The 21,300-nt window shown below is 70.3% G+C and carries 26 protein-coding genes and 1 tRNA gene; 10 read left to right on the top strand and 17 right to left on the bottom strand.

The genetic code is table 11. The features are described 5' to 3' along the window. Positions 1-180: 180 nt before the first annotated feature. Complete coding sequence (locus ACFFQA_RS23775) at positions 181-1,272, bottom strand: winged helix DNA-binding domain-containing protein (RefSeq protein WP_377856595.1); 1,092 nt, start codon at positions 1,270-1,272, stop codon at positions 181-183. A 90-nt stretch (positions 1,273-1,362) separates the two neighbouring features. Here ACFFQA_RS23775 and ACFFQA_RS23780 point away from each other — a divergent pair, with 90 nt between their 5' ends. After that, entirely contained in the window at positions 1,363-2,160 is a 798-nt protein-coding gene (locus tag ACFFQA_RS23780; RefSeq protein WP_377856253.1) for an alpha/beta fold hydrolase, read from the top strand. Here the strand turns inward: ACFFQA_RS23780 and ACFFQA_RS23785 are convergent. Further along, positions 2,147-3,070: a coiled-coil domain-containing protein gene (locus tag ACFFQA_RS23785; RefSeq protein ID WP_377856256.1), complete on the bottom strand. Its 924-nt coding sequence runs from the start codon at positions 3,068-3,070 to the stop codon at positions 2,147-2,149. The genes ACFFQA_RS23780 and ACFFQA_RS23785 overlap by 14 nt on opposite strands. 519 nt (positions 3,071-3,589) lie before the next feature. Here ACFFQA_RS23785 and ACFFQA_RS23790 point away from each other — a divergent pair. Then, positions 3,590-3,946, top strand: coding sequence for a hypothetical protein (locus tag ACFFQA_RS23790; RefSeq protein ID WP_377856598.1), 357 nt, complete (start codon positions 3,590-3,592; stop codon positions 3,944-3,946). On the opposite strand, the gene ACFFQA_RS23795 is transcribed toward ACFFQA_RS23790, so the two are convergent. Then, complete coding sequence (locus ACFFQA_RS23795; RefSeq protein ID WP_377856259.1) at positions 3,834-4,193, bottom strand: winged helix-turn-helix transcriptional regulator; 360 nt, start codon at positions 4,191-4,193, stop codon at positions 3,834-3,836. The genes ACFFQA_RS23790 and ACFFQA_RS23795 overlap by 113 nt on opposite strands. Positions 4,194-4,276: 83 nt before the next feature. On the opposite strand from ACFFQA_RS23795, the gene ACFFQA_RS23800 reads away from it, so the two are divergent. Further along, entirely contained in the window at positions 4,277-4,891 is a 615-nt protein-coding gene (locus ACFFQA_RS23800) for an NADPH-dependent F420 reductase (protein WP_377856262.1), read from the top strand. 4 nt (positions 4,892-4,895) lie between these two features. Here the strand turns inward: ACFFQA_RS23800 and ACFFQA_RS23805 are convergent, their stop codons facing one another. The 3 genes from ACFFQA_RS23805 to ACFFQA_RS23815 form a co-directional block, all read right to left on the bottom strand. Continuing rightward, positions 4,896-5,393, bottom strand: coding sequence for a peptidylprolyl isomerase (locus ACFFQA_RS23805; RefSeq protein WP_377856265.1), 498 nt, complete (start codon positions 5,391-5,393; stop codon positions 4,896-4,898). Then, complete coding sequence (locus tag ACFFQA_RS23810) at positions 5,390-6,100, bottom strand: hypothetical protein (RefSeq protein ID WP_377856268.1); 711 nt, start codon at positions 6,098-6,100, stop codon at positions 5,390-5,392. Before ACFFQA_RS23810 ends, ACFFQA_RS23805 begins: the two co-directional genes overlap by 4 nt. A gap of 112 nt (positions 6,101-6,212) precedes the next feature. Beyond that, a complete protein-coding gene (locus tag ACFFQA_RS23815; protein WP_377856271.1) occupies positions 6,213-6,632 on the bottom strand; it encodes a MerR family transcriptional regulator in 420 nt (139 codons plus the stop codon). A 436-nt stretch (positions 6,633-7,068) separates the two neighbouring features. On the opposite strand from ACFFQA_RS23815, the gene ACFFQA_RS23820 reads away from it, so the two are divergent. Beyond that, positions 7,069-7,139 (top strand) — tRNA-Cys (locus ACFFQA_RS23820). On the opposite strand, the gene ACFFQA_RS23825 is transcribed toward ACFFQA_RS23820, so the two are convergent. Next, a complete protein-coding gene (locus ACFFQA_RS23825; RefSeq protein WP_377856274.1) occupies positions 7,139-7,726 on the bottom strand; it encodes a TetR/AcrR family transcriptional regulator in 588 nt (195 codons plus the stop codon). The two genes, ACFFQA_RS23820 and ACFFQA_RS23825, sit on opposite strands and share 1 nt — an antisense overlap. 1 nt (position 7,727) lies before the next feature. Further along, the gene (locus ACFFQA_RS23830; protein ID WP_377856276.1) at positions 7,728-8,564 is read right to left on the bottom strand and encodes a class I SAM-dependent methyltransferase; all 837 of its coding nucleotides are present in this window, start codon (positions 8,562-8,564) and stop codon (positions 7,728-7,730) included. Positions 8,565-8,678: 114 nt separating this feature from the next. Here ACFFQA_RS23830 and ACFFQA_RS23835 point away from each other — a divergent pair, with 114 nt between their 5' ends. Further along, a complete protein-coding gene (locus ACFFQA_RS23835) occupies positions 8,679-9,167 on the top strand; it encodes a GNAT family N-acetyltransferase (protein WP_377856279.1) in 489 nt (162 codons plus the stop codon). Here ACFFQA_RS23835 and ACFFQA_RS23840 read toward each other — a convergent pair. From ACFFQA_RS23840 to ACFFQA_RS23850, 3 genes are read right to left on the bottom strand one after another with little or no spacing between them, the layout of a single operon-like run. Continuing rightward, entirely contained in the window at positions 9,148-9,999 is an 852-nt protein-coding gene (locus tag ACFFQA_RS23840) for an alpha/beta fold hydrolase (protein WP_377856282.1), read from the bottom strand. The genes ACFFQA_RS23835 and ACFFQA_RS23840 overlap by 20 nt on opposite strands. Further along, a complete protein-coding gene (locus tag ACFFQA_RS23845; RefSeq protein ID WP_377856285.1) occupies positions 9,999-10,433 on the bottom strand; it encodes a helix-turn-helix domain-containing protein in 435 nt (144 codons plus the stop codon). Before ACFFQA_RS23845 ends, ACFFQA_RS23840 begins: the two co-directional genes overlap by 1 nt. A 50-nt stretch (positions 10,434-10,483) precedes the next feature. Next, a complete protein-coding gene (locus ACFFQA_RS23850; protein ID WP_377856287.1) occupies positions 10,484-11,935 on the bottom strand; it encodes a carboxylesterase/lipase family protein in 1,452 nt (483 codons plus the stop codon). 42 nt (positions 11,936-11,977) lie between these two features. Here ACFFQA_RS23850 and ACFFQA_RS23855 point away from each other — a divergent pair, with 42 nt between their 5' ends. Further along, positions 11,978-13,045: a DUF4037 domain-containing protein gene (locus ACFFQA_RS23855; RefSeq protein WP_377856290.1), complete on the top strand. Its 1,068-nt coding sequence runs from the start codon at positions 11,978-11,980 to the stop codon at positions 13,043-13,045. On the opposite strand, the gene ACFFQA_RS23860 is transcribed toward ACFFQA_RS23855, so the two are convergent. After that, positions 12,997-13,164, bottom strand: coding sequence for a hypothetical protein (locus tag ACFFQA_RS23860; RefSeq protein WP_377856293.1), 168 nt, complete (start codon positions 13,162-13,164; stop codon positions 12,997-12,999). The two genes, ACFFQA_RS23855 and ACFFQA_RS23860, sit on opposite strands and share 49 nt — an antisense overlap. A gap of 200 nt (positions 13,165-13,364) precedes the next feature. On the opposite strand from ACFFQA_RS23860, the gene ACFFQA_RS23865 reads away from it, so the two are divergent. Further along, entirely contained in the window at positions 13,365-14,555 is a 1,191-nt protein-coding gene (locus ACFFQA_RS23865) for a site-specific integrase (protein WP_377856296.1), read from the top strand. Here ACFFQA_RS23865 and ACFFQA_RS23870 read toward each other — a convergent pair. Further along, positions 14,536-15,111, bottom strand: a complete 576-nt coding sequence (locus ACFFQA_RS23870) for a hypothetical protein (RefSeq protein WP_377856299.1) — start codon at positions 15,109-15,111, stop codon at positions 14,536-14,538. The two genes, ACFFQA_RS23865 and ACFFQA_RS23870, sit on opposite strands and share 20 nt — an antisense overlap. A 9-nt stretch (positions 15,112-15,120) precedes the next feature. Continuing rightward, on the bottom strand, positions 15,121-15,981 hold the full coding sequence (locus ACFFQA_RS23875; protein WP_377856301.1) for an NmrA/HSCARG family protein: 861 nt from the start codon (positions 15,979-15,981) through the stop codon (positions 15,121-15,123). Positions 15,982-16,069: 88 nt separating this feature from the next. Between ACFFQA_RS23875 and ACFFQA_RS23880 the strand changes: the two genes are divergently transcribed. Further along, the gene (locus tag ACFFQA_RS23880) at positions 16,070-16,633 is read left to right on the top strand and encodes a TetR/AcrR family transcriptional regulator (RefSeq protein ID WP_377856600.1); all 564 of its coding nucleotides are present in this window, start codon (positions 16,070-16,072) and stop codon (positions 16,631-16,633) included. Position 16,634: 1 nt separating this feature from the next. Here ACFFQA_RS23880 and ACFFQA_RS23885 read toward each other — a convergent pair whose 3' ends face one another. Then, positions 16,635-17,561, bottom strand: a complete 927-nt coding sequence (locus tag ACFFQA_RS23885) for an alpha/beta hydrolase (RefSeq protein WP_377856304.1) — start codon at positions 17,559-17,561, stop codon at positions 16,635-16,637. Positions 17,562-17,705: 144 nt separating this feature from the next. Between ACFFQA_RS23885 and ACFFQA_RS23890 the strand changes: the two genes are divergently transcribed. Together ACFFQA_RS23890 and ACFFQA_RS23895 are read left to right on the top strand one after the other, a co-directional pair. After that, positions 17,706-18,710: a helix-turn-helix transcriptional regulator gene (locus ACFFQA_RS23890; RefSeq protein WP_377856307.1), complete on the top strand. Its 1,005-nt coding sequence runs from the start codon at positions 17,706-17,708 to the stop codon at positions 18,708-18,710. A 292-nt stretch (positions 18,711-19,002) separates the two neighbouring features. Continuing rightward, positions 19,003-19,842, top strand: coding sequence for an alpha/beta fold hydrolase (locus ACFFQA_RS23895; protein WP_377856310.1), 840 nt, complete (start codon positions 19,003-19,005; stop codon positions 19,840-19,842). Between the two features lie 17 nt (positions 19,843-19,859). Here ACFFQA_RS23895 and ACFFQA_RS23900 read toward each other — a convergent pair whose 3' ends face one another. After that, complete coding sequence (locus tag ACFFQA_RS23900; protein WP_377856313.1) at positions 19,860-20,729, bottom strand: alpha/beta fold hydrolase; 870 nt, start codon at positions 20,727-20,729, stop codon at positions 19,860-19,862. Positions 20,730-20,762: 33 nt separating this feature from the next. Further along, the gene (locus ACFFQA_RS23905; protein WP_377856316.1) at positions 20,763-21,281 is read right to left on the bottom strand and encodes an ArsR/SmtB family transcription factor; all 519 of its coding nucleotides are present in this window, start codon (positions 21,279-21,281) and stop codon (positions 20,763-20,765) included. Between the last annotated feature and the right edge of the window lie 19 nt (positions 21,282-21,300).

Below are 21,300 nucleotides of genomic sequence, written 5' to 3' on the forward strand. Positions count from 1 at the left end.
CCGTGCTGGCGCGCCGCCCCCGCACCCCTTCACCTACACGCACGGCCCGACTGGCGCGGCCAAGGTTTTCGCGTTTTGTAGGCATATTGCGCAAAAGAGCGCTCCCAAATCGCATTAAGCCTACAAAACGCGAAAATGAGGGGGCGTGGGTGAGGGTGCTGGGGGTGGTGGTACCGCTGTCTAGGCAGCGAATCGCACGTTGCTGTTGTCGTTGTCGGACAAGAACAACGCCAGCTCCTCGCCTTGTTCAGCGACGGCGGCGCGCTCGGCCCGCGAAAAGCGGCGCAGCGGAGCCACGACGACCGTGTCGGCCTCGACAGTCCAGGTGGCAGACACCCGGCCATCGACCAGGACAACGCGCGCGCCCGCGATCGACAGGTTGCGGTGCGCGTCGTCGATGATCCGTCCGCGATCGTGGTAGCCGAGGATCGCGTTGTCGAACGCCGGGAGAAACCGGATGGGCGCGGGCGTGTCGGGATCGGGGCGCGGCGCGTCCGGGAGGTCCAGCAGTTCCCGGCCGCGCTCGTCGCGGAAACTCACCAGCTCCTCTCGGATCGCGGCCACCGCTGCGGGGAGTCCGGCGAGGCCGCTCCACGCGCGCAGGTCAGCCGTCGCGGCAGGACCGAACGCGGCCAGATAGCGACGAACCAGCGCTTCGCCGACCGGATCGGTCCCGTTCTGGGCCGGTGGGTCGATCTCGCGCCCCAGCCAGGAGGAGAGCGGGACGTTGCGCACGCCTCCCTTCGTCCGCCACAGCCCGCGCGGCGGCGTCTGCACCATCGGGATCAGGGCGGCGACGAGCATCTCGCCCAGTGCTCGTTTTCCCGGCTCCGGCCACCGGTCTTCCGCTGCCCGCGCGAGTTCGCTCATTGAGCGCGGCTCGCCGTCCGCCATCACCGCACGCCCCACCGCGGCGAGTTCGTCGAGATCAACTCCGTCGAGTTCGCGCCGGTAGACCCCGAGCACCCGTTGCCGCAGCATCGCGTCGTGGCGAGCTCGCCAGGCAAGGACGTCCTCGGAGGTGAGGAGGTGGACGGTGCGGCGCATGAGGTGGGTTCGCACCACCTGCCGCCCTGTCAGCAGGCCCGAGAGCACCGTGGGATCGAATGCGCGCACCCGCGACCAGAGGCCGATGAACGGCTCCTGGGGCTCTTGTGCTTGCAGGCCACCGAGGTGTGCCACCGCGTCGAGCACCGGCATGTCGGCGCGGTCGAGCAGCAGCTGGCGGGCGAGCGTGGCGCGGTTGAGCGCGCGAGTGTCGAGAACGGTCACGCGACGACATTCGCAGACATATAGGTCAGGATCTGGCCGATTCAACGACGGGTTGACCTTGACATTGATGTCAAGCTTTAACGTCACGGCATGACACCTGTTCTCCCCGCCTCCTCGCTCGGGCGCGTCGTCCGCGGTACCGGTCCCGGCCTCCTGCTCGCCCACGGTGCCGGTGGGGGCATCGAGCCCAACTACGGTCCGATCCTCGACGGGCTGGCCGAGCGGTACACCGTGGTCGGCCCCGACTATCCCGGCACGGGCCGAACCCCGCGCGCGAGCGCCCCGTTGAGCCTCGACGCCCTGGCCGACGAGCTGGTCGCCACCGCAGTGGAGGAGGGGCTGGGGTCCTTCGCCATCGCCGGGTACTCGCTGGGCGGCCCTGTAGCCATCCGTGCGGCGACCCGTCATCCGGAGCGCGTCACGGCGCTCGTGCTGACGGCGAGCTTCGTCCGGCCCAACCCCCGCTTCCTGCTCGCGACGCGGTTGTGGCGGGAGCTCCTCCTGGCTGGTGACGGGGAGCGGCTGGCGGCCTTCGTGTCCTTGATCGGCGTCGGCGCGCCAACCCTGGACGAGGTCTCCCAGGATGACCTCGACGCGGCCCTGAAGTCGACCGCGGCGAGTATCCCGCCGGGCACAGCGGAGCACCTGGACCTGGTCGATCGGATCGACGTGCGCCCCGACCTCCCGGAGATCGCGGTGCCGACGCTGGTCATCTCGACCACCTTCGACAGCTTGGTCACGCCGTACCACCACCGGCAGCTCGCTGACGGTATCCGCGGTGCTCAGTTCGCCGAGATCGCCACCGGGCATCTGCCCTTCGTCGAGCGTCCTGAGGAGTGGCTGACCGTCATGCGCGGTTTTCTCGACGGCGCTGTCATGTCGCGGTGACCTGCTGCTCGCGGAGCCTGCGCACTTCGGCCATCAGCTCGTCGAGCTGTTGTTCGGCCCGCTCGGCACGGGCCAGGGTCTGGGCACGCGCTTCGTCCAGTGCGGTGATCCGCTCGGTCGCGGTCTTGCGCGCGTCCTCGATCGCCGCCGTCGCCCGCACCCGTTCCGCGGCGACGTCGCCGGCGGCCTGACGGCGGGCCTCGGCGATCTCCTCGCGCTGCTGCTGGAGTTCAGCCCTTGCCCGTTCCAGTTCGGCGCGGGCGTCGGTCGCCGACTGTTCGGAGCGTTCCGCCATGCGCTCGGCGCGTTCGGCTCGCTGACGGGTCTCTTCCTGTTCGGCGCGGGCTTCCTTGATCTGCTCCGTGGCGACGGCGCGGATCTGCTCGACCTCCTTTGAGGCCAGCCTGCGGGCCTGTTCTGCTTGGTTGACAGCGTCGGCACGCGCTTGCTCGACGGTCGCGGCGGCTTCGCGACGGACGCCTTCGATGGCAACCCCAGCCTCGTTGCGCGCGGCGGTGACGTCTTCTTCGGCTTTCCTGCGCACTCGCTCCAGCTCGGTGACCGCGTGGTCCCGCGCGGCCAGCGCCTCGATGGCCTCGCGCTCGAACCGCTCCGCGTCGGCGCCCGCGTCCTCGGCGGCCTCATCGGCGAGGAGCTTCTCCTTCTCCGCCTGCCGGGCGCGTTGCTGCGCGGAGACGGTCGCAGCCTCCGCTTCGGCGATGCGGCGGGCGGCCTCGGCCTGCGCGGCCTGCACCTGGGCTTCGGCAACGCTCGGGTCGGCCAGCGTGGACAGCTCCGACACCGCCGAGTTCAAGGTCTCGCCCAGGCGCTTGGCCAGCGTCCTGAACTCGACCAGGAGTTCGTCGGCGCGGGCCTTCGCGGCGGTCACCGGCCCCTGGTTTTTCGTCACCGTGACAGATGTCGCCGGGGTCTCAGCATCCTGCTGTTGCAGTCGCTGACGCTCTTTCCAGGCCCGCCAGCGGGTGTGTTCCGCCAGGTCGCAGTACTCCGAGGGGCGACCAGGGCCGCCTCCTCGGAACGCCGGACGGGTGCAGCCGGGGTAGTTGCACTCCCCGGCGGGGCGCTGAGTCGGCTCCGCGGTCGTCACCGGCACAACCTAGCAGGAATACCGTGTTTTGTTTCGTCACCACACGCAACAGAACACGAAAGGGGCGCTGCGGATCGCCGCAGGTCGTGACCGCCGATAAGGGAACATTATCGGCGGTCACGACTGCGTAGTGAGTTCTTTCGTTTGGTTTGCGTTGCGTTTGTGGTGACGTAACGAAACAGGTCAGATCGGACTGGAGAAAACTGGAGCCCCTCACGAGGAGGCCGAACACGTGTCCCAACGGAGCTGAAGGCGCCAGAGAGGAGTCTGAGCGGCATCGGCCGCCGCCAGGCCGCGCTTCTCGGTGAGCGGTTGCGCGCAGTGCCCTTCACGGCGATGCACCACTCGCCACTCCCCCGCGCCGTGGAGACCGCCCAGCTGTTCCGGACGTGCCGGTGCACCCAGTCAGAGTTGGTGGACGACTACGTGCCAGCAATGCCGGATGCCGACACTCCCCGGCCTACCTGCCGTTCTTCGGCTGGTTCGTCCGGCACGCACTCCAAGCGCCGCCATGGACGTCGGGCACCTGTCACCGGAGCTCCGCGGCACGGGACTCACGTCCGAACTACGTGTCTGAAGCGCGTTCCTGAGCTTCCAGGAGTTCGTCGGCGTGCTCGACCGTCCAGTCCGCGAGCGCACGCATGGGACCGTCGACCAGGCTCTTGCCCAGTGCGGTGAGGGCGTACTCCACGCGCGGCGGGGCCTCGGCGTAGGAGCGCCGGTCGATCAGGCCGTTGCCGAGCAGGCGGTTCAGCGTCTCGGTCAGGACCTTGTCGCTGATGCCGCCGATCGCGGCGCGGAGCTCCCGGCGTCGCCGCGGTCCCTCGCGCAGTGCGGCCAGCACCACCGGGTTCCAGGTGTGGGCGAACAGATCGGTCGCCGCACGCAGACGGCAGTCCGCGACCAGCTCGTAGCAGTCACCCATGCGGCCATCATGCCTCGTCCGTCGCGCACCGATCGGTGCGTATCGATCTCCCTAGCGTTGCCACCACACGAAGGAGGCACACAGTGCGAATCGGGATCTTGGGAACGGGGACGGTCGCTGGGGCGCTGGCGGAGAGCTGGTCGCGCAAGGGCCACGACGTCGAGGTCGGTGGGCGGTCGGCAGCCAAGGCGCAGGCCCTCGCGAAGAAGGTGGGTGTCCGGGCGGCCCCGCCTCGGGAAGTCGTGCGGGACAAGGACGCCGTGCTGCTCGCGGTGCTCTGGGACGGCGTCGAGGACGTGCTGCGCAGCGCGGGTGCCGCCGAGGGATCGCTCAGCGGCACCCCGTTGATCGACCCGACGAATGCCGTCGAGCACGGCGTCGGCGTGCTGCTGACCAGCACCTCCGCCGCGGAGCGGATCGCGGAGCTGGCGCCCGGGGCGCACGTGGTGAAGGCGTTCCACATGTTCGCCGCCGACCAGTGGGGGAAGGAGGACGCCGATCCCGTCACGGTCGCCATGTGCGGCGACGACGCGGACGCGCTGCGCGTGGTCGGCGAGCTCGTGCGGGACGCGGGTGGCGCTCCGGCGGTGTTGGGGCCGTTGAACCGGGCTCGCCAGCTCGAAGAGGCGGCCGGGTTCGTCATCGGGCTGGCGTTCTCCGGCTTCGACCCCAACTCCGCGGTTCCGCGCGTGGGCTGAGCGGTCAGAGCACCTCGGCCTTGGTGATGACGACGTCCTCGACCGGCACGTCCTGGTGGCCGCCGGCGTTGCCGGTGCGCACGCCCGCGATGCTGTCCACGGTGGACTGGCCCTCGGTCACCTTGCCGAACACCGCGTAGCCCCAGCCCTGCGGGGTCGGCGAGCTGTGGTTGAGGAAGTCGTTGTCCGAGGTGTTGATGAAGAACTGCGCGGTGGCCGAGTGCGGGTTCGAGGTGCGCGCCATGGCCACCGTGTAGTGGTTGTTCTTCAGGCCGTTGGTGGCCTCGTTCTCGACCGGCGCGGCGGTCGGCTTCTGCGACAGGCCCGGCTCGAAGCCGCCGCCCTGGATCATGAAGCCCTTGATCACGCGGTGGAAGATCGTGCCGTCGTAGTGGCCCTTGTTCACGTACTCCAGGAAGTTGGCGGTCGACTTGGGCGCCTTCTCGGCGTCCAGCTCGATGACGATCTCGCCGTGGGTGGTGTGCAGCTTGACGTTGCTCATGGGAGAGATCCTGCCAACCCCGGATCGAGCTCCTGGAGCCAGGCCAGGTACGCGCCGGGCATCGCGCCGATCGTCTCGGCGATCTCCAGGACCGGGGCGTAGATGGCGGGGTGGCAGGCGTGCAGGTGCCGCAGCAGGTCCAGCTGGGCGGAGGCAAGCCGCTGGACGCGGTCCTGGACCTGCCCCGTCGGGGCGGCGACTTCACACCATTCGGTGAGTTCGCCGACCGCGGCGCAGATCGCCTTCCACGACGTGGAGTGCGCGATGCCGACGGGGATCTCCGTGCGGCAGACGGCCTCGACGACGTCGTAGGCGAACAGGCCGCTGCCGTCGCGGACGTGCTGGAGGCAGCGGCGACGCCAGGCCAGCGACATGCCAACGGCGGTGCGGGGCCACAGGTCGACCAGCGCGATCACCGTCGGCGCGGCCTCGTCAGCGGGCACGCTGCCCTCGATGACCGCGGCGAGGTCGGCGTAGGCGGTGGGGATCGGCTGGGACGCCAGCCAGGCGGTCCACTGCGCGAGCAGCTCGACCGCCGTTCGCGGGCTGTCCGGCAGCACCCTGGCGGCCAGCCGGTGGAAGCGGGCGGCACGCAGCCGTTCGTCGCCGATGGCGAACTTGTCGGTCCACGCGTCGAGCGCGTCGCCCACCGCGTCGACGGCAGGGTGGACGCGTGGCGGACCGAAGGGGACGTTGTGGTCGGACATGCCACGCTCCTTGCGCTGAACGGTGCCCGATCGCCCAGGTCAGGAGCCTGTGTGGCGTTGCATCATTCTGTGTCCGCCGCGAGGGTCGGGACAGTGGTCGGATGGATGAATGTCACTGCGTACCGGCGCGACCACGCATCGCGTCGATCTGCTCCCGCACGCTCCCGCGGAAGACCGGGCACTCCGCGAAGGTCGGGTCGTCGCACTCCAGCGCGTGGGTGAGGGCCGCCTTGGCGCGCTCGGCGTCGGCGATCCGCTCGTCGAGCTCCGCCAGCTTCGCCTGTGCCAGGTCGCGCCATCGCGGGCCGGGCAGCCCGGTTCCGGTGTCCACGCAGCCCGCCAGCTCGGAGATGGTGAACCCGGCCTGCTTCGCCAGCTCGACCACGGCGAGTCTGGTGAGGATGTCGGCGGAGTAGACGCGCCGTCCCGCCCCGTCCCGCGCGAGGGCGCTGATCAAGCCCTCGCGTTCGTAGAACCTCAGCGTTGACGTGGGGATCCTCGTTGCGGCGACGACCTCTCTGATCGTCAGCACCTGGTTCATCGTGGCCTTCCCGGGTTCGCGCACTGCGTTGGATGATCCGGCCGTGGGTGCCGGGGGACCCCACGGCCGGATCGTGGCCCCCGCGACGCTGAGCGCCAGGCAGGCGACGAGCGCGCTGATGCTGGTTCCTGTTCGCGTGTGCGACCTCTGTGGGCAGCGAGCGGTGACAGGTTCCCGCAGTGCGGTTAAGCACCGGAAAAGAACGGGCAAGCATGCCCGGCCGTAAAATGTATAAGTGTCTTCGCGAGAATTGTTGACTTCGCGTCGGACTTACCCCATAGTGGTTGGCATGACGCGCTACGACCTCGCCTGTTGTTGTTCCGGCTCTCCGCCGTGACCTCGGTGTGGTCACGCCTGGGAGCCGCCGGTCGAGCACTCGACGAGGCGGCTTTCTTTATTTGTCGTACCCTTTTTCGCTGATTGTCACGGCCAAGTGCCCGAGTGGTTAGGGAGCCGCCTGCAAAGCGGTCCACGCCGGTTCGATTCCGGTCTTGGCCTCAAAGAATCCCGTTGAGGATTGTCTCGACGAGCTCGTCCGCGAACTCCGGCGGCACCTCGGCGGGCGCGCCGTGCGGCCTGGGCAGCACGAGCTCGTGACAGGCACCGATGATCATCGTCGCCACGGTGCCCACGTTCGTCCCCTCGGCGATCCGGCCGAGGGCTCGCTCGGCGCCGAGGTAGTCGGCGATGTCCTCGCGCAGCCCACTGCCGCCGGTCGCCGGGTCGAGCAGCGCGGCGAACCGCTCCCGCACCCCCGGCTCCGACGGCAGTCCCGCGAATGCGGGCATGACCGCCTCGTGCAGCACGAGCGCCCGCGTGACGTAGGCGCGCAGGTTGGCCTCGACCGTCCCGGCCCCCGCCGGACCTGGACGGTCGCCGAGCCTCGCGTCGACGGAGCGGAAGTGCGCGTACAGACCGAGGGCGACCAGTTCCTCCTTGCCGGCGAAGTGCTTGTAGAGCAGGCCGGTGGCGACTCCCGCCTCGCGGGCGATCTCGCGCACCGTCAGTCCGGCGACACCACGCCGCGCCACCAGTCGTTCGGCTGCGGCGACCAGGTCCTCGCGGAGGTCTTCCCGTGGCGCCACGTCAGGACCGCACCGCGGTGATCAGCCACGCCGCGCCGCGCAGCCGGACCGCGTCGGGCTCCTCGAAGGGCCGCAGCTGCTCGATGAGCTCCGCGCGGATCTTGGCGGCCGTGGGCTGGTCGACCTTGTCGAGCTGGAACCGCAGTGGCCCCCAGTCGCCGAGGAAGCCCGCCGCGTCGACCGCGTCGCGGCCCCACACCTGCTGGGCGTCAACGGCGGTCGCCGCGATGTCGGTGAACCCGGCGGCGGTGAACACCTCGTGGACGACGTCCGGGTCGGACAGTGACAGCGGTCCCGTTCCGGACTTGGCCGGATCCGGCGAAGCCGGGAGGTGCCGCTCGACCGCGGCGAGCACTCCGCTGAGGCCGGCGAGCTCGCGGATGACGAGCAGCGCCACCCTGCCGCCGGGCCGCAGTGCCCTGGCCACGTTGGTGAACGCGGCGACCGGGTCGGCGAAGAACATGACGCCGAACCGGCTGACCGCGACGTCGAACTCGGCGTCGCCGAGCGGGTGCACCTGAGCGTCGCCGTGGACGAAGCGCGCGTTGGCGACGCCCTCGGCGGCCGCGATGGCCTCGGCCCGCCGCAGCATCGGCGCGGAGAGGTCGACGCCGACCGCGTGCCCACCAGGAGCGCGCAGCGCGGCCAGCCTGGTGACCTGACCCGTTCCGCACCCGATGTCGAGCACGCGGTCGTGTTCGCCGATCGCCGCCGCCGTGAGCAGCGGGTCGTTGAACCCGCTGTTCACGGCGTTGTAGCGGTCGTGGTTGTCGGCCCAGTGATTGCCCTCGTAGCCGTTCCACGCCTCGGCCTGCTCGGTGTTGACCACTGTCTCCATACGTCACCCCTCGCCGTGAACACCTGTTCATGAACAGGTGTTCACGGTGGCACCGCACTGGTCCGGCTGTCAAATTCGGTCGCGGGCGCAGCAGCGCCGAGTCAGACTCGCGGGGTGTTGATCAGAGAGGCAGTCGACGGCGACTGGCAGGCCATCTGGCCGTTCCTGCACGAGATCGTCTCGGCGGGCGAGACCTTCAGTTGGCCTCGGGACATCGACGAGGTCACCGCCCGCGAGATGTGGATGCCCAGCGCCACCAGCCGGACGGTCGTCGCCGTGGCCGACGACGGGACCGTGCTGGGCTCGGCCCGGATGTACGCCAACCACATGGGCCCTGCCTCGCACATCGCCAGTGCGAGCTTCATGGTGGACGCCCGGCACTCCCGGCGTGGCGTCGGAAGGGCGCTCGGCGAGGACATGCTCGCGTGGGCCAGGTCGGCGGGGTTCCGGGGTGTGCAGTTCAACGCCGTGGTGGAGAGCAACACCAGGGCGGTGGCGCTGTGGCGCTCACTCGGTTTCGAGATCATCGGCACCGTGCCGGAGGGCTTCCGGTCCCCCGCGCACGGCTATGTCGGGCTGCACATCATGTACCGGAAGCTGTGAAGCCCAGGACCTCCGGGATCTGGTGGGACAGGTCATGCCCCGCCTCCGGCAGGACCTGCACCATCGCGTGCGGAACGCTCTCGCGGAACCGCCGCGCGGTGGTGGCCGAGTCCATCATCGGGTCCTTGGCGCCGACCATGACGAACACCGGCATGCTCAGCCGCCGCAGCGCGTCGTCGTCGAAGGTGGGCAGCCCCGTCCGCGGCTTGAAGTGCTTGAAGATCAGCAGCACGAAGTCGCCGATCGTCGAGCTCCACTCGTTGACCGGGCCGCCGACGCCGATGGCCGAGGCCAGCGACTTGCGGCGTCCCAGCTCGCCGAGCAGCGAGTACGCGAGGAGCTTGACGACCAGCCCCTTCCGGAACTTCCCGACACCGCCGGGGACCAGCAGCGCCAGCCGGGACACCCGCTCCGGTCGCCGGGAGGCGTAGTCGATCGCCAGCCAGCCGCCGAGCGAGATCCCGACCACGGCGACCGGCTCCTTCAGGCCGAGCCCCTGGAGCACGTCGTCCATCCAGAGCGCGTGCTCCTCCGTCCCCAGCTCCAGCCGGTTGGGCGCGCTGAGACCGGGCTCGCCGACGACGTCGACGGCGTAGACGCGGTGGCGCTTCGCCAGCTCCTCGGCGTTCGGCAGCCACATCGCGGCGTTGCCGCCTGAGCCTTGTAGCGCCAGCAGCGGAGGCGCGTCCTCGGCGCCGAAGACCAGGACGAACGTCTCACCGAACCGGGTCGGGACGGTCACCCGCTCCGCGGGAACCGGCCACATGTCGAGCAGCTCCTCGTACCGGCGCTGGACGGCCTCGCCGCCACCGGTCGTGCGGTAGATCCTCATCAGTCCCTCCCCACCAGCGCGTCCACCAGTTTGATCACGTCGGCCGTCGCGTCGGGCGCACCGATCACGATGACCTTGAGGCTGGCGCGTTCCTCGTCGTAGGCGGTCTGCACGCGCAGCGGCCCGTCGCCGTCGCGGCTGCCGTTGAGCGAAGCCATCACCGCCGTCATCACGCGGTTCGCCGAGGCGGGGTCGATCGCGTCGACCTGCACGATGCTCGACACCTCGACGTAGCGGGTGCGCCGCGCCGACTCCGTCGGCGTGGACGGCACCGAGCCGCCGGTGAGCTCTTCCAGGTCAGCGCGGGTGATGCGGTACTGCTTGCCGATGCGGACCGCCTTCAACCGCCCGTCGCGGACGTAGTTGCGGACGGTCCGCACGTGCAGGCCGAGCCGCTCCGCGACCTGCTCTACCGAGTACATCTCTTCCGTCATGTTCCCCAACGTACCTCATGTTGAGGAAAATAGGGAGCGATAGGGAAGTTTTAGGTAAACCAGGTGCTCGACGGCCACGTCGCGTCGCCCCACGCGAGTCGTTCCGCGCGGCGCGGGTCGAACTGGAGCTCCGGGCTGTCGCCGAACACCATCACCGGCCGCTCGTCCGATGTGTACGCGCGCCAGCCGGTGATGCCGTTGTGGATGAACGACACCCACGCCTGGTGGATCTGCTTGCCGAGCTGGACGCGCTCTGGGTTCGGCGATCTCGGTGCGCGCATCCCCGGCAGCGGTTCCGGCACGTCCCACGCCATCGCAGTCTCCGTGCCGTGCGCGCCGTCGAGCTCGCGCACCAGGCCCGGCGCGGCGACGTCCACGCGGTACCGGTAGACGAGGGCGGACTGCGCCTGGGCGTCCGCGAGCCGCTGGGTCGGGATGCCGTAGCGCTCGTCCCCCATCGCCGCGACCATCGCCGCGACGTCGCTGGTCAGCCCACGACTGACCCGGTACGCCTTGAGCAGCGCCTCATACCCGTCCACACCGAGGATTCCGCCGATCACCTCCGGCGCGGGCGCGGTCACCTCCTCGGCCCCGAGCATCGCCGCGTACAGGCCCGCCTCGTTACCGTTGTTCCCGACGAGCAGCGGGACACCCGCGGCGCTGCCGGCGGCGATCAGCTCGATCGGGACGGCGGGCAGCACCTCGGGGTGGATGGTCGGCCGCCACAGCCACAGCGCGTCCATCCCGGACTTGATCCGTTCCTGCGCGGCGATCACCTCCTCACCGGGGAGTGCGCGCGCGGCTTCGGCGTCGGCGCAGCCGAGCTCGGCGAGCAGCCTGCGGCCCAGCTCGGCACCGACCTCCGGCGCGGAGACGTGATCACCGCCACCGCTGCTGGAGATGGCCTGGGCGAACATGCCCTTCGCCGCCGGGCTCGCCATGAGGTTGGCGACGCTCTTCGCCCCCGCGGACACGCCGTAGACGGTGACGCGGTCGGGATCGCCCCCGAACGCCGCGATGTTCTCCCGCACCCAGCGCAGCGCGGCGACCTGGTCGAGCAACCCGCACACGCCGGAGTCCGGCTCGCCGTCCAGCTGGGCGAACCCGAGCGCGCCGAGCCGGTAGTTGATCGTGACGACCACGATCCCGGCTCTGGCGAACGCCGCGCCCTCGCCCATCTGCCGGGAGCTGCCGGTCTGGTAACCCCCGCCGTGCAGCCAGAACAGCACCGGCCTGCCTTCTCCGGGTGTCGCGGGTGCGCACACGTTGAGGTAGAGGCAGTCCTCGCTCGCCGCCTGCTTGCGCGCACCGGGCATGGTGGTCGGTTGCAGCGCCTGCGGCGCGAACTCGGTGGCGTCGCGAACCCCGTCCCAGCTCGGAGCGGGTTGTGGCGCCTTCCACCTCAGCTCACCGACGGGCGGGCTCGCATAGGGGATACCGCGCCACACAACGTGATCGTCGTACTCAACCCCGCGCAACGCGCCCTGGCGCACAGTCACCATATTCACGAGCGTAGGCCGCAGCAGGTGGACCATGATTCGGGCATGTTCGTTCCCGGTCTCGACCTGTCACGGCGCTACTACCAGGACGTGGTGGAGCCGTTGCTGCGCAAGCACTTCGGGGAGCTGCCGCACACCGCCGCGCGAGTGGGCAGCGGGTCCGAGGTACTGGGGTTCGACACCGCGCGCTCCGCTGACCACGAGTGGGGACCGCGCGTGCAACTGTTCCTCCAGCCTGCCGACACGGCGCGGCTCGCCTTGGACATCAGCGCGATGTTCTCGGCGGAGCTGCCCAAGTCGTTCCTCGGCTATCCCACTCACTTCGACAGCGATCAGATCGGCCGCATGCGGCTCACCGACGGCCCCGTGCGGCACCGCATCGAGGTCACCTCACTGGACGCCTGGTTCCACGAGCGGGTGGGGTTCGATCCACGCGGCTCGATCACGGTTGCCGACTGGCTGGCGGCTCCGACGCAGAGACTGCTTGAGACCACGGCGGGCGCTGTGTTCCACGACGGGCTGGGGGACTTCGAGGCGGCGCGGGCGAAACTGGAGTGGTACCCGGCCGACGTGTGGCGCTACGTCCTGGCCTGTCAGTGGCAGCGGATCTCGCAGGAAGAGGCGTTCGTCGGGCGGTGCGGCGAGGTCGGTGACGAGCTCGGGTCGGCTGTGGTCGCGGCGCGGCTGGTGCGCGATCTGATGCGGCTCTGCCTGCTGATGGCGCGGCGGTACCCGCCGTACGACAAGTGGCTCGGCAGCGCGTTCGCGCGGCTGCCTGGTGATCTCGGTGGTGACCTGGCCGCCGCATTGGCCGCGACGGAGTGGCGGGAACGGGAGGCACACCTGGCTCGGGCGTATGAAGTGGTTGGGGCGCACCACAACCAGCTCGGGTTGACCGCACGGGTGGACCCGAGCACCCGGAACTACCACGACCGGCCGTTCCAGGTGCTGCACGCCGAACGGTTCACCGCCGCGCTGGTCGAGTCGATCACCGACCCGGTCGTGCGCGGCCTGCCGGTGGTCGGTGCCGTCGACCAGTTCGTCGACAACACCGACGTGCTGGCTCATCCGGCTCGCTCGCACGCGGCGACCTCGGGAGTCGTCACCGGTTGACGTCGTCTGGTCCCGGTCACCGTGACGACCGCGCCGACCAGCGGGACCCACAGCACCGTGTGGAAGCCGTCGAGCATCGAGCCCGAACCGGTGGCCGCCGACAGCAGCTCGCTGGCCACCCCGTGCTCAGCCTCGTCGGCGCCTGGTCGCCTCGATCGTCAACAGCCCGTAGACCAGCGCGAACGCCACTCCGAGCAGGAACATCAGACCGGGCCGACCGGCGGGAACAACGCGTACGCCAGCGCCGCGAGCGGCACCAGGACGAGATCGCGGCGGCGAGGTCCCGCTACGACCGCGACACCTCTCGTACGATCTGATCATGAGCGAGCTGGTCCCGTTGCCGGAGGCGGTCCGCGTCGCGCTCAGCGAACGGCCGCGTAGCGTGCTGATCGACACGGCCGCGCTCGCCCGGGTGCGCGAGCGCTTCGACGACACGCAGGCCCAGGCGCTGGGCAAGTACCTCGAAGAGTCCCAGTCCCCCAACACGCTGCGGGCGTACCGCTCCGACTGGATCGGCTGGGCGGCGTGGTGCGCGCGGGAGGGGCGCCAAGCCCTGCCGGCCGACCCGCTCGACCTCGCGGTGTTCCTCGCCGCCGCGGCCGAGGCGCGGACCGAGGACGGGGGCCGGTGGGCCTTCGCACCGTCCACATTGGAGCGCAAGGCCGCCGCCGTCGCCGCGGTGCACGCCGCGAACGGCCTGTCGTCCCCGACCCGCGCGGACGTGGTTCGCCTGACACTGCGCGGTATCCGGCGCAGCCGCCGCGCACAGCCGAAGCGGAAGCGCCCGGTGCTGTTGCACACGCTCACGGAGCTGTTGGCGCAGCTGCCCGAGCCGGGATGGCCGACGGAGCCCGCCCGCAGGCGCGACGCGCTGGTGCTGCTCGTCGGCTTCGCCGGGGCACTGCGCCGCAGCGAGCTGGCCACGATCTCGCTGGACGACGTGGACGTGCAGACCGATCCGGGCACCGGCGAACCCGTGCTGGTCATCCGGCTGCCCGTGACGAAGACCGACCCGACCGGTGCCCACCAGCAGCAGGTCGTGCTGCCGCGTGGACAACGCCCGGACACGTGCCCGGTCTGCGCGCACGTCGGGTGGACGGAGCTGCTGGAGTTCGCCACGCACGACGAGATGCGCACGCACGCGAGCGAGCACCGGGAGCAGCCGACGGTCCACCGCTGCCACAGCTTCCAGGGCACGGCGCTCAGCGACGGCACCGGTCGGCCGCTGTTCCCGTCGGTGAGCAAGCACGGGCGGATCGCCGCGACGGCGATGTCCGGACGGGCCGTCGCGGAGCTGGTCAAGCGGTACGCGTCGAAGGCTGGGCTGGACCCGGACCTGTTCTCCGGGCACTCGCTGCGCGCCGGGTTCGCCACGCAGGCCGCACTCGGCGGGGCCAGTGACCGGGAGATCATGCGACAGGGCCGGTGGACCAACCCGCGCACAGTGCACCGCTACATCCGAGTGGCGAACCCCTTGGAGGACAACGCGGTCACGAAGCTCGGCCTGTGATCCACTCGTTCCACGCCCTGGTCTTCACCGGCAGCTCCGGATGGTCCAGGTAGTACAGCAGGAAACGGGCGCGATCCCCTGGCTCGGCGGCCAGCCGCTCGCGCAGGTCCTCGCCCAGCAGCCGCACGATCCGCAGGTAGCCCTGGTCCTTGCAGCGGTGTTCCCGCCGGACGGCCATGACCACCAACTCGGCAAGGCGCTCTCGGTGCGACGCGTCCAGATCCGCGCGGCAGCGCACGATCCGTCTGAGCAGCTTCTGCTTCATGCCCCAGTCGCGGTGCCACTCGGCCGGGTGCAGCGCCTCCCATTCCAGGTAGCGCAGGGTCAGGTGGATCAGCTCCGCCGGATCACCGTCGACCCGGTCGGGGCTGTGGATCCGCGTCGGCCAGACGTTCCGCAGCGCGTCCATCAGGGACGTCCGGCGGTCTGACTCTGCCTGGTGGAACCGGGTGACCGCGGCGGCCCGGCGCACGGAATCCGGCGAGACCAGGTCCTCGACCCACTCCATGTCGCAGGCGTAGACCTGCTCCGTGTCGTAGTAGCGGGTCCGGAGCACCTGGCCAGCCTACGAGAAGTGCGCATCACGGATGCGGTCCGCACCGCCGTTGGCCAGCCACGCAGGGAAGTCCAGCAGTCCCGGGTGAAGGGCGCGGAGCGCCGGGATGTCGGCTTGCCACACGCGCCCGCTGCTGGCGAACGTGCGCGCAGTCTCCTCCGGCATCAGATCGCCCGCCGGCACCTGGCGGTAGCCGATCTCCCGGCCGACCGCGCTGCTGATCATGGCTGCGGCCGCGTTCGGGGACAGCTCGTCCCCGGCCAGCTCAAGCGCCTTGCCGACGTAGTCCTCGGGGTGCGCGAACGCCAGCGCGGCGAACCTACCGATGTCGTCGACGGCGATGAGCTGCACCGGGGAGTCCGGTGCGAACAGGTGCACGAGGGTGTCCCCCACGATGCCGCCGAGCGGGATGCCGGGGATGGCGTGGTTCTCCATGAAGCGGACCGGGCGCAGCACCGTGGCGGGCAGGCCGACGGCGTGGATGTGCTGTTCCACGGCCCATTTGCTTTCCCAGTAACCGATTCCGGCGTTGCGGTCCGCGCCGCCGACCGAGGTGAAGACGAAGTGCGCGACACCGGCGGCAGCGGCGGCGTCGACCAGGTTCCTGCCGCGCCGGGTCTCGCGGGCCAGGTCGGCGTCGTCGGGCGTGACGCCGAAGACTCCGTGAGCGCCGGTCACGGCGGCCGCAAGGGAGCCGGTGTCGTCGAGGTCGCCGCGGGCGAGCTCCGCTCCGGCCTCGGCGAGGGCTCGTGCGGCGGGGGCGTCGGGGTCGCGGACGAGGGCGCGGACCCGCCAGCCGTCGGCGAGCAGGTGGGTGACGGCGGCGCCGCCCTGACGCCCGGTCGCACCGGACACGAGCACGAGCTTCATGGTGTTCTCCACGCGAGGAGGTAAACTTGAGGGTGCCTCAAGAAAAATATTGAGGCACCCTCAAGTTGTCAAGGAAGGACGCGTGGCCATGCCGGGAGAACCGCGCAGGATGCGGGCCGACGCACGCCGCAACTACGAGCGCCTGCTCGCCGAGGCGAACACCGCGTTCCTCGCCCAGGGCACCGAGGTGTCGCTGGAGCAGATCGCGAAGAACGCGGGCGTCGCGATCGGCACGCTCTACTCCCACTTCCCCACCCGGCAGGCGTTGCTGGAAGCCTTGATGCGCGAGCGAATCAAGACGATCACCGCCAGGACCCGCGAGCTGCGCGAGCACCCGTCGCCCGGCGAGGCGCTCGACACCTGGGTCCGCGCGGCGGTGGCGCACGCCGGCTCCTACCGGGGCCTGGCCACCTCGCTGATGAGCGCCTTCGAGGACGAGAGCTCCGCACTCCACGCGGCCTGTCGGGAGCTGACGACCGCCGGAGAGCTGCTGCTCGACCGCGCCCAGCAGGCCGGGGTGGTCCGTCCCGACGCCACGGCGAGCGACCTGTTCGCGCTGGTCAACGCCATGGCGTGGGCCGGGGAGAGCGTCCCTGCGGACCAGGCGGAACGGCTGCTGGCCTTCTCGCTGGACGGGCTGCGAACCAGATAGGTCAGCCGGACGCCGCGGAAAAGCGGTCCGCGAACCAACGCTCGATGTCGTGCAGCGCGGCTTTGGCCATGCCTGTCGAACGGGAGGTGAAGCCGTGCGGTGCTTCCGGGTAGATCCGGAGGTCGACTTCGCCTCCGGCTGCCGAAACTCGGGCCGCCATGGCCATGTTGTCCTCCAGCAGGATGTCCGAGCCGCCGACAACCATCAAAACCGGAGGCAGACCGCGCAGGTCACCGTAAACCGGGGAGATGTCCGGGGCGGTGCGGTCGGCCACATGACCGGCGTAGGCCTGGATGAAGTACTCGTCAGCGATCAGCCGACCCGCGGGGGTCAGACCACTCAGGTCGTAGGTGCCGAACTGCAGCGCGGCACCGGCGAAGGAGTCGACGACACCACGATCGCGCAGGCGCAGCAGTGTCGTCATGGCGAGCGTGGATCCCGCCGAAAACCCGCCGATCGCCAGCCGTGTGGTGCCGAAGCGGGCCTCGGCCTGTTCGAGGAGCCACAGTGCCGCTGTTTCGCAGTCGTCGGGCGCGGCCGGCCAGGGATGTTCAGGAGCGAGTCGATAGTCCACGCTCACGACAGCGATTCCGAGAGCATCCGCGAGCTGCTGGTTACGCGCGTCCCCCTGCGCCGCCGACCCCATGTAGAAGCCACCACCATGGATGTCCAGGTAGACGCCGCGCGGCGCGGTGCCACCGGGAGCGAGGATTCGCACGGGCACCCGCCGACCAGCGGCTTCGACTACCTGCTCAACAGCTGACGAGTCCGGACGTGCTGAGGCCGCATCCCGCTTGGCTCGTGCCTCCCCCAGCTCATCCAGGGTGCTCGGGCCCTTCGCAGCCCCTGACACGGCATTGGCCGCCCGGCACTCTTCGACGTGCACAGCGAGTTCGGTGTTGATGAGACTCTTCAACCCCAACTGCACGAGCGTCCCCCAATGTTCTGTGCGATGGCCCTGTTTCGACGCGGCCCCTCAACGGCGACCGGTCGACGCGATTATCCCTGCCGCCCCCCGGGCTACGAGCCAAGTAGGTCAGTACCTGGCACACATGCCTGAGACGCTGTGCGCATGGGAGACACACCAGCGCGGCTGCTGAACCTGCTGTCCCTGTTGCAGACTCCGCGCGAGTGGCCGGGCAGCGAGCTGGCCACGCGCCTTGAGGTCAGTCTCCGCACGATCCGCCGGGACATCGAGCGGCTCCGCGACCTCGGCTACCCGGTCGAGGCGACGATGGGCTCGGTCGGCGGGTACCGCCTGGTCGCGGGCGCCGCGCTGCCGCCGCTGCTGCTCGACGACGAGGAGGCCGTGGCGATCGCGGTCGGCCTGCGCACCGCAGCGGGCCATGCCGTCACGGGTATCGAGGAGTCGTCCGTGCGGGCCTTGGCCAAGCTCGAACAGGTGCTGCCGTCGCGGCTGCGCTACCGGGTCGGCGCGCTGAACGCCGCCACCGTGCCGATGTACTCGGCCACCGGTCCGATGGTCGAGCCGGAGGTGCTGACGGTGTTGGCGGCAGCCATCGCCAACCGGGAGCGGGTGCGCTTCGCCTACCGGGCCGCCGACGCGAAGGAGAGCAAACGGCACGTCGAGCCCAACAGCCTGGTCCCGTCGGGGCGGCGGTGGTACCTCGTCGCCTTCGACCTCGACCGGGACGACTGGCGGACCTTCCGCGTCGATCGGGTGACCGAGCCGCTCGCGACCGGGGCCAGGGCAACACCGCGCGAGCTGCCCGCCGCGAACGCCGCCGAGTTCGTGACCAACCAGATCTACTCGCTCGCGCCCACCTACCGCGCCGTGGCCACGCTGCACATGCCGCTCAAGGAGGTGGCGGGCCGGTTCGGCGACCGGCCGGGTGATCTTGAGGAGATCGACGAGAACACCTGCCGACTGCACAGCGACACCGACACCCTGGAGTGGCTCGCGCTGCGGTTGGCGATGCTGGGCTGCGAGTTCGAGGTCCACGACCCACCGGAGCTCGCCGAGTTCCTGCGGGAACTGGGCGCACGGGTCACGCGAGCCGTGCCACCACGCGACCGACCTCGGCGTCCTGGGCGTCCCGGAACACCGGCCACATGACCCCTCGCGCTCACGCGACTCTCCCGACCTGCCGCAGTTTTCGCGTTTTGTAGGCTTAATGCGCGAAAGAGCGCTCCCATTTCGCATTAAGCCTACAAAACGCGAGAAGACGGGCGGGCGGGTGTAAGTGGGGGGGCTCCGAGGTGAAGGGGTAGACGCCAGCGCCGCGCGTCGGGACCGGAACGTCGAATGTGGACAGTGCGCGCGTCTCCCACCCCTTCGGGCTCATGAGGTCTCCGGTGTCGGACGTCCTGCTTAGGATCGAGGCCTCTCGACGAACGGAGCACAGATCATGAGCCCCCAAAGCACTGTGCGCCAAGAGACTGTGCGGTCTGCCGACGGCACGGTCATCGCCTTCGAGCGCAGGGGCAACGGTCCTCCATTGATCTATGTCGGCGGCGCGACGATGACGCGGAAGTCCGACCGCGACCTGCCACCGCTGCTCGCCGAGCGGTTCACCGTCTACTCCTACGACCGCAGGGGACGAGGTGACAGCGGGGACCCGTTGCCTCCGGGCGCGCCAGCGCGGAACGAGGAGGAGTCGGCCGCTCGCGAGGTCGAGGACATCGCGGCTCTGATCGCCGAGGCCGGAGGTTCGGCGGCGCTGTACGGCATGTCGTCCGGCGCGGTGCTGGCGTTGGAGGCGACGACGTCCGGGCTGCCGGTCACCAAGCTCGCGCTCTACGAGGCGCCGTTCGGCGAGGACAGCCCGGAGCAGCGGAAGGCTGCCGGTGAGTACGCCACGAAGCTCATCGAGTTGTTGAGCGCGGGCAGGCCAGGGGATGCGATGGCGTTGTTCATCGCGTCGACCGGGACGCCGTCCGAGATGATCGACCAGATGCGCAGCGGCCCGCACTGGCCCGCCATGGAGGCTGTCGCGCCGTCGTTGGCGTATGACTCGGCGGTGATGCGCAACGTCGCCAGGGGTGGGGCCGTGCCCACCGAGTCACTGGGTTCCGTCACCGTGCCGACGCTGGCGATGAGTGGCGGTGACAGTCCGGCGTTCTTCGGCGCGGCGGCGCAGCGGATCGCGGAGGGGGTCAAGAACGGCGTGCATCTCGTTTTGCCTGGTCAGACTCATTTCGTGGACACCGCCGTGTTGGCTCCGGCCCTCATCGACTTCCTGGCGTAGTGCTGTGTTTCACCCGGTCAGTCCCGCGACGTGAGTGTGCTCAGGATTGCCTCCGCGTGGGTCCACAGGATCGCTCCGCCCGCGTCGCTGTCCACGTGTCGGCGCGCGGCGGGCATGCGGGTGGCCAGGAGCTCTCCGAAGTCCGGTGAGTGCACCGGACTGGTGTCCTTCGCGCCGAACCAGAGATCGACCGGGACCGTGATCGCCCCGATGTCGAAGGGCCAGCGCCGCATCGCGAGCAGGGTGTCGCGGGCGTATCCGGCCGAGCCGTGCGCGAAGCACTCCGCCATCGCTCGGCGGTAGGCGCGCTCGAACTCCGGAGTCGTGTAGACCTCGCGGTCGGTTCCGCCGCTCATGGTGATCACCATGTCCCACATGGCGTCCGGGGTCATGGTGGCGAACAGTGACTCCGCCGCAGACGGGTCGCGGGCGGCCAGGTCGAGCATGCCGCGCACCTCCGGCGGCAGGCGGTCGGCGAAGCGCGGGTCGGCCAGCTCGTCGCCCGCGGACACCAGGGCGACCGGGCCGGTGAGCCCGGCGGTGGCGCAGGCCAGCGCGAAAGGGGCTCCCTGGGAGAAGCCGACGATCGCGGGCCGGGTGAGTGAGCGGGCGGCCAGGAGGTCGGCGATGTCGGCCGCCCAGTCGTCGAAGGTGCGGCCGGGGTGCGGGTCGGACGCGCCCAGTCCCGGCCGGTCGACTGAGATCAGCCGGATGCCTGGCACGTGGGCGCCGAAGCCGAGCCAGCGGCTGGTCGCCGCTCCCGGGCACAGCAGGACCGGGGTGCCGTCCTCCGGTCCCCACTCCGCCCAGCCGAGGCTCCTGCCGTCCGGCAAGCGCGTCCGCCCGAGGCGATCCGGGTCAGCGACTCCGACAACCCCACTGTCCATATCGGACATCATCCCCGTGGTGGGAAGGGAGTTTCAGGGTCGGACCGCGAGCGACCAGAGATAGCTCAGCGGCTCGCCGTCCGGCTCGTCACGGGACTCGAACTCCGCCAGCAGCGCGCCGAGGCGCTGCCTCAGCTCCGCCTGCGACCCCTCTGTCAGCCGCAGCACGCCGCGCGCGATGTCGCGCCCCGCATCCGGTCCCGCCTGGGCGAGCTCGGCGCGGTGTGCTGACAGCAGCGCGAGATCCATCTGCTGCACCAGCTCTGCCGCGTCCAGGTCCAGCGCCACCAGGCCCCGGGTCCGGCCCGTCGCGCGGTACGGCCGCTCCAGCGCGCCGCGGGCGCCCGTGCGGACCTGCTCCGCCTCCAGGAAACCCGCCTTCACCAGCGCGCGGACGTGCCGGAGCGTGGTGGCGGGCGAGAGCTCCAGCCGGTGCGCCACCTGCTGGTTGGTCAGCGCCTGGTCCAGGCACAGCCGCAGGATCCGCCAGCGCAGCGGATGCCCGAGCACCTTCAGCTCGGCCACCGTCGCCGTGCGGGTAGGTCGTGACATCTCCGCAGGTTAACCGACG

It is taken from the genome of Allokutzneria oryzae (assembly GCF_042429765.1).
GTDB lineage: Bacteria > Actinomycetota > Actinomycetes > Mycobacteriales > Pseudonocardiaceae > Allokutzneria > Allokutzneria oryzae.

Bases quoted from the DNA above. Each gene is read 5' to 3' on its own strand.
- ACFFQA_RS23780 (WP_377856253.1), top strand. From the start codon at position 1,363: ATGACACCTGTTCTCCCCGCCTCCTCGCTCGGGCGCGTCGTCCGCGGT.
- ACFFQA_RS23795 (WP_377856259.1), bottom strand. From the start codon at position 4,193: ATGGGTGACTGCTACGAGCTGGTCGCGGACTGCCGTCTGCGTGCGGCG.
- ACFFQA_RS23805 (WP_377856265.1), bottom strand. From the start codon at position 5,393: ATGAGCAACGTCAAGCTGCACACCACCCACGGCGAGATCGTCATCGAG.
- ACFFQA_RS23810 (WP_377856268.1), bottom strand. From the start codon at position 6,100: ATGTCCGACCACAACGTCCCCTTCGGTCCGCCACGCGTCCACCCTGCC.
- ACFFQA_RS23830 (WP_377856276.1), bottom strand. From the start codon at position 8,564: ATGGAGACAGTGGTCAACACCGAGCAGGCCGAGGCGTGGAACGGCTAC.
- ACFFQA_RS23840 (WP_377856282.1), bottom strand. From the start codon at position 9,999: ATGAGGATCTACCGCACGACCGGTGGCGGCGAGGCCGTCCAGCGCCGG.
- ACFFQA_RS23845 (WP_377856285.1), bottom strand. From the start codon at position 10,433: ATGACGGAAGAGATGTACTCGGTAGAGCAGGTCGCGGAGCGGCTCGGC.
- ACFFQA_RS23850 (WP_377856287.1), bottom strand. From the start codon at position 11,935: ATGGTGACTGTGCGCCAGGGCGCGTTGCGCGGGGTTGAGTACGACGAT.
- ACFFQA_RS23855 (WP_377856290.1), top strand. From the start codon at position 11,978: ATGTTCGTTCCCGGTCTCGACCTGTCACGGCGCTACTACCAGGACGTG.
- ACFFQA_RS23865 (WP_377856296.1), top strand. From the start codon at position 13,365: ATGAGCGAGCTGGTCCCGTTGCCGGAGGCGGTCCGCGTCGCGCTCAGC.
- ACFFQA_RS23875 (WP_377856301.1), bottom strand. From the start codon at position 15,981: ATGAAGCTCGTGCTCGTGTCCGGTGCGACCGGGCGTCAGGGCGGCGCC.
- ACFFQA_RS23880 (WP_377856600.1), top strand. From the start codon at position 16,070: ATGCCGGGAGAACCGCGCAGGATGCGGGCCGACGCACGCCGCAACTAC.
- ACFFQA_RS23890 (WP_377856307.1), top strand. From the start codon at position 17,706: ATGGGAGACACACCAGCGCGGCTGCTGAACCTGCTGTCCCTGTTGCAG.
- ACFFQA_RS23895 (WP_377856310.1), top strand. From the start codon at position 19,003: ATGAGCCCCCAAAGCACTGTGCGCCAAGAGACTGTGCGGTCTGCCGAC.
- ACFFQA_RS23900 (WP_377856313.1), bottom strand. From the start codon at position 20,729: ATGGACAGTGGGGTTGTCGGAGTCGCTGACCCGGATCGCCTCGGGCGG.
- ACFFQA_RS23905 (WP_377856316.1), bottom strand. From the start codon at position 21,281: ATGTCACGACCTACCCGCACGGCGACGGTGGCCGAGCTGAAGGTGCTC.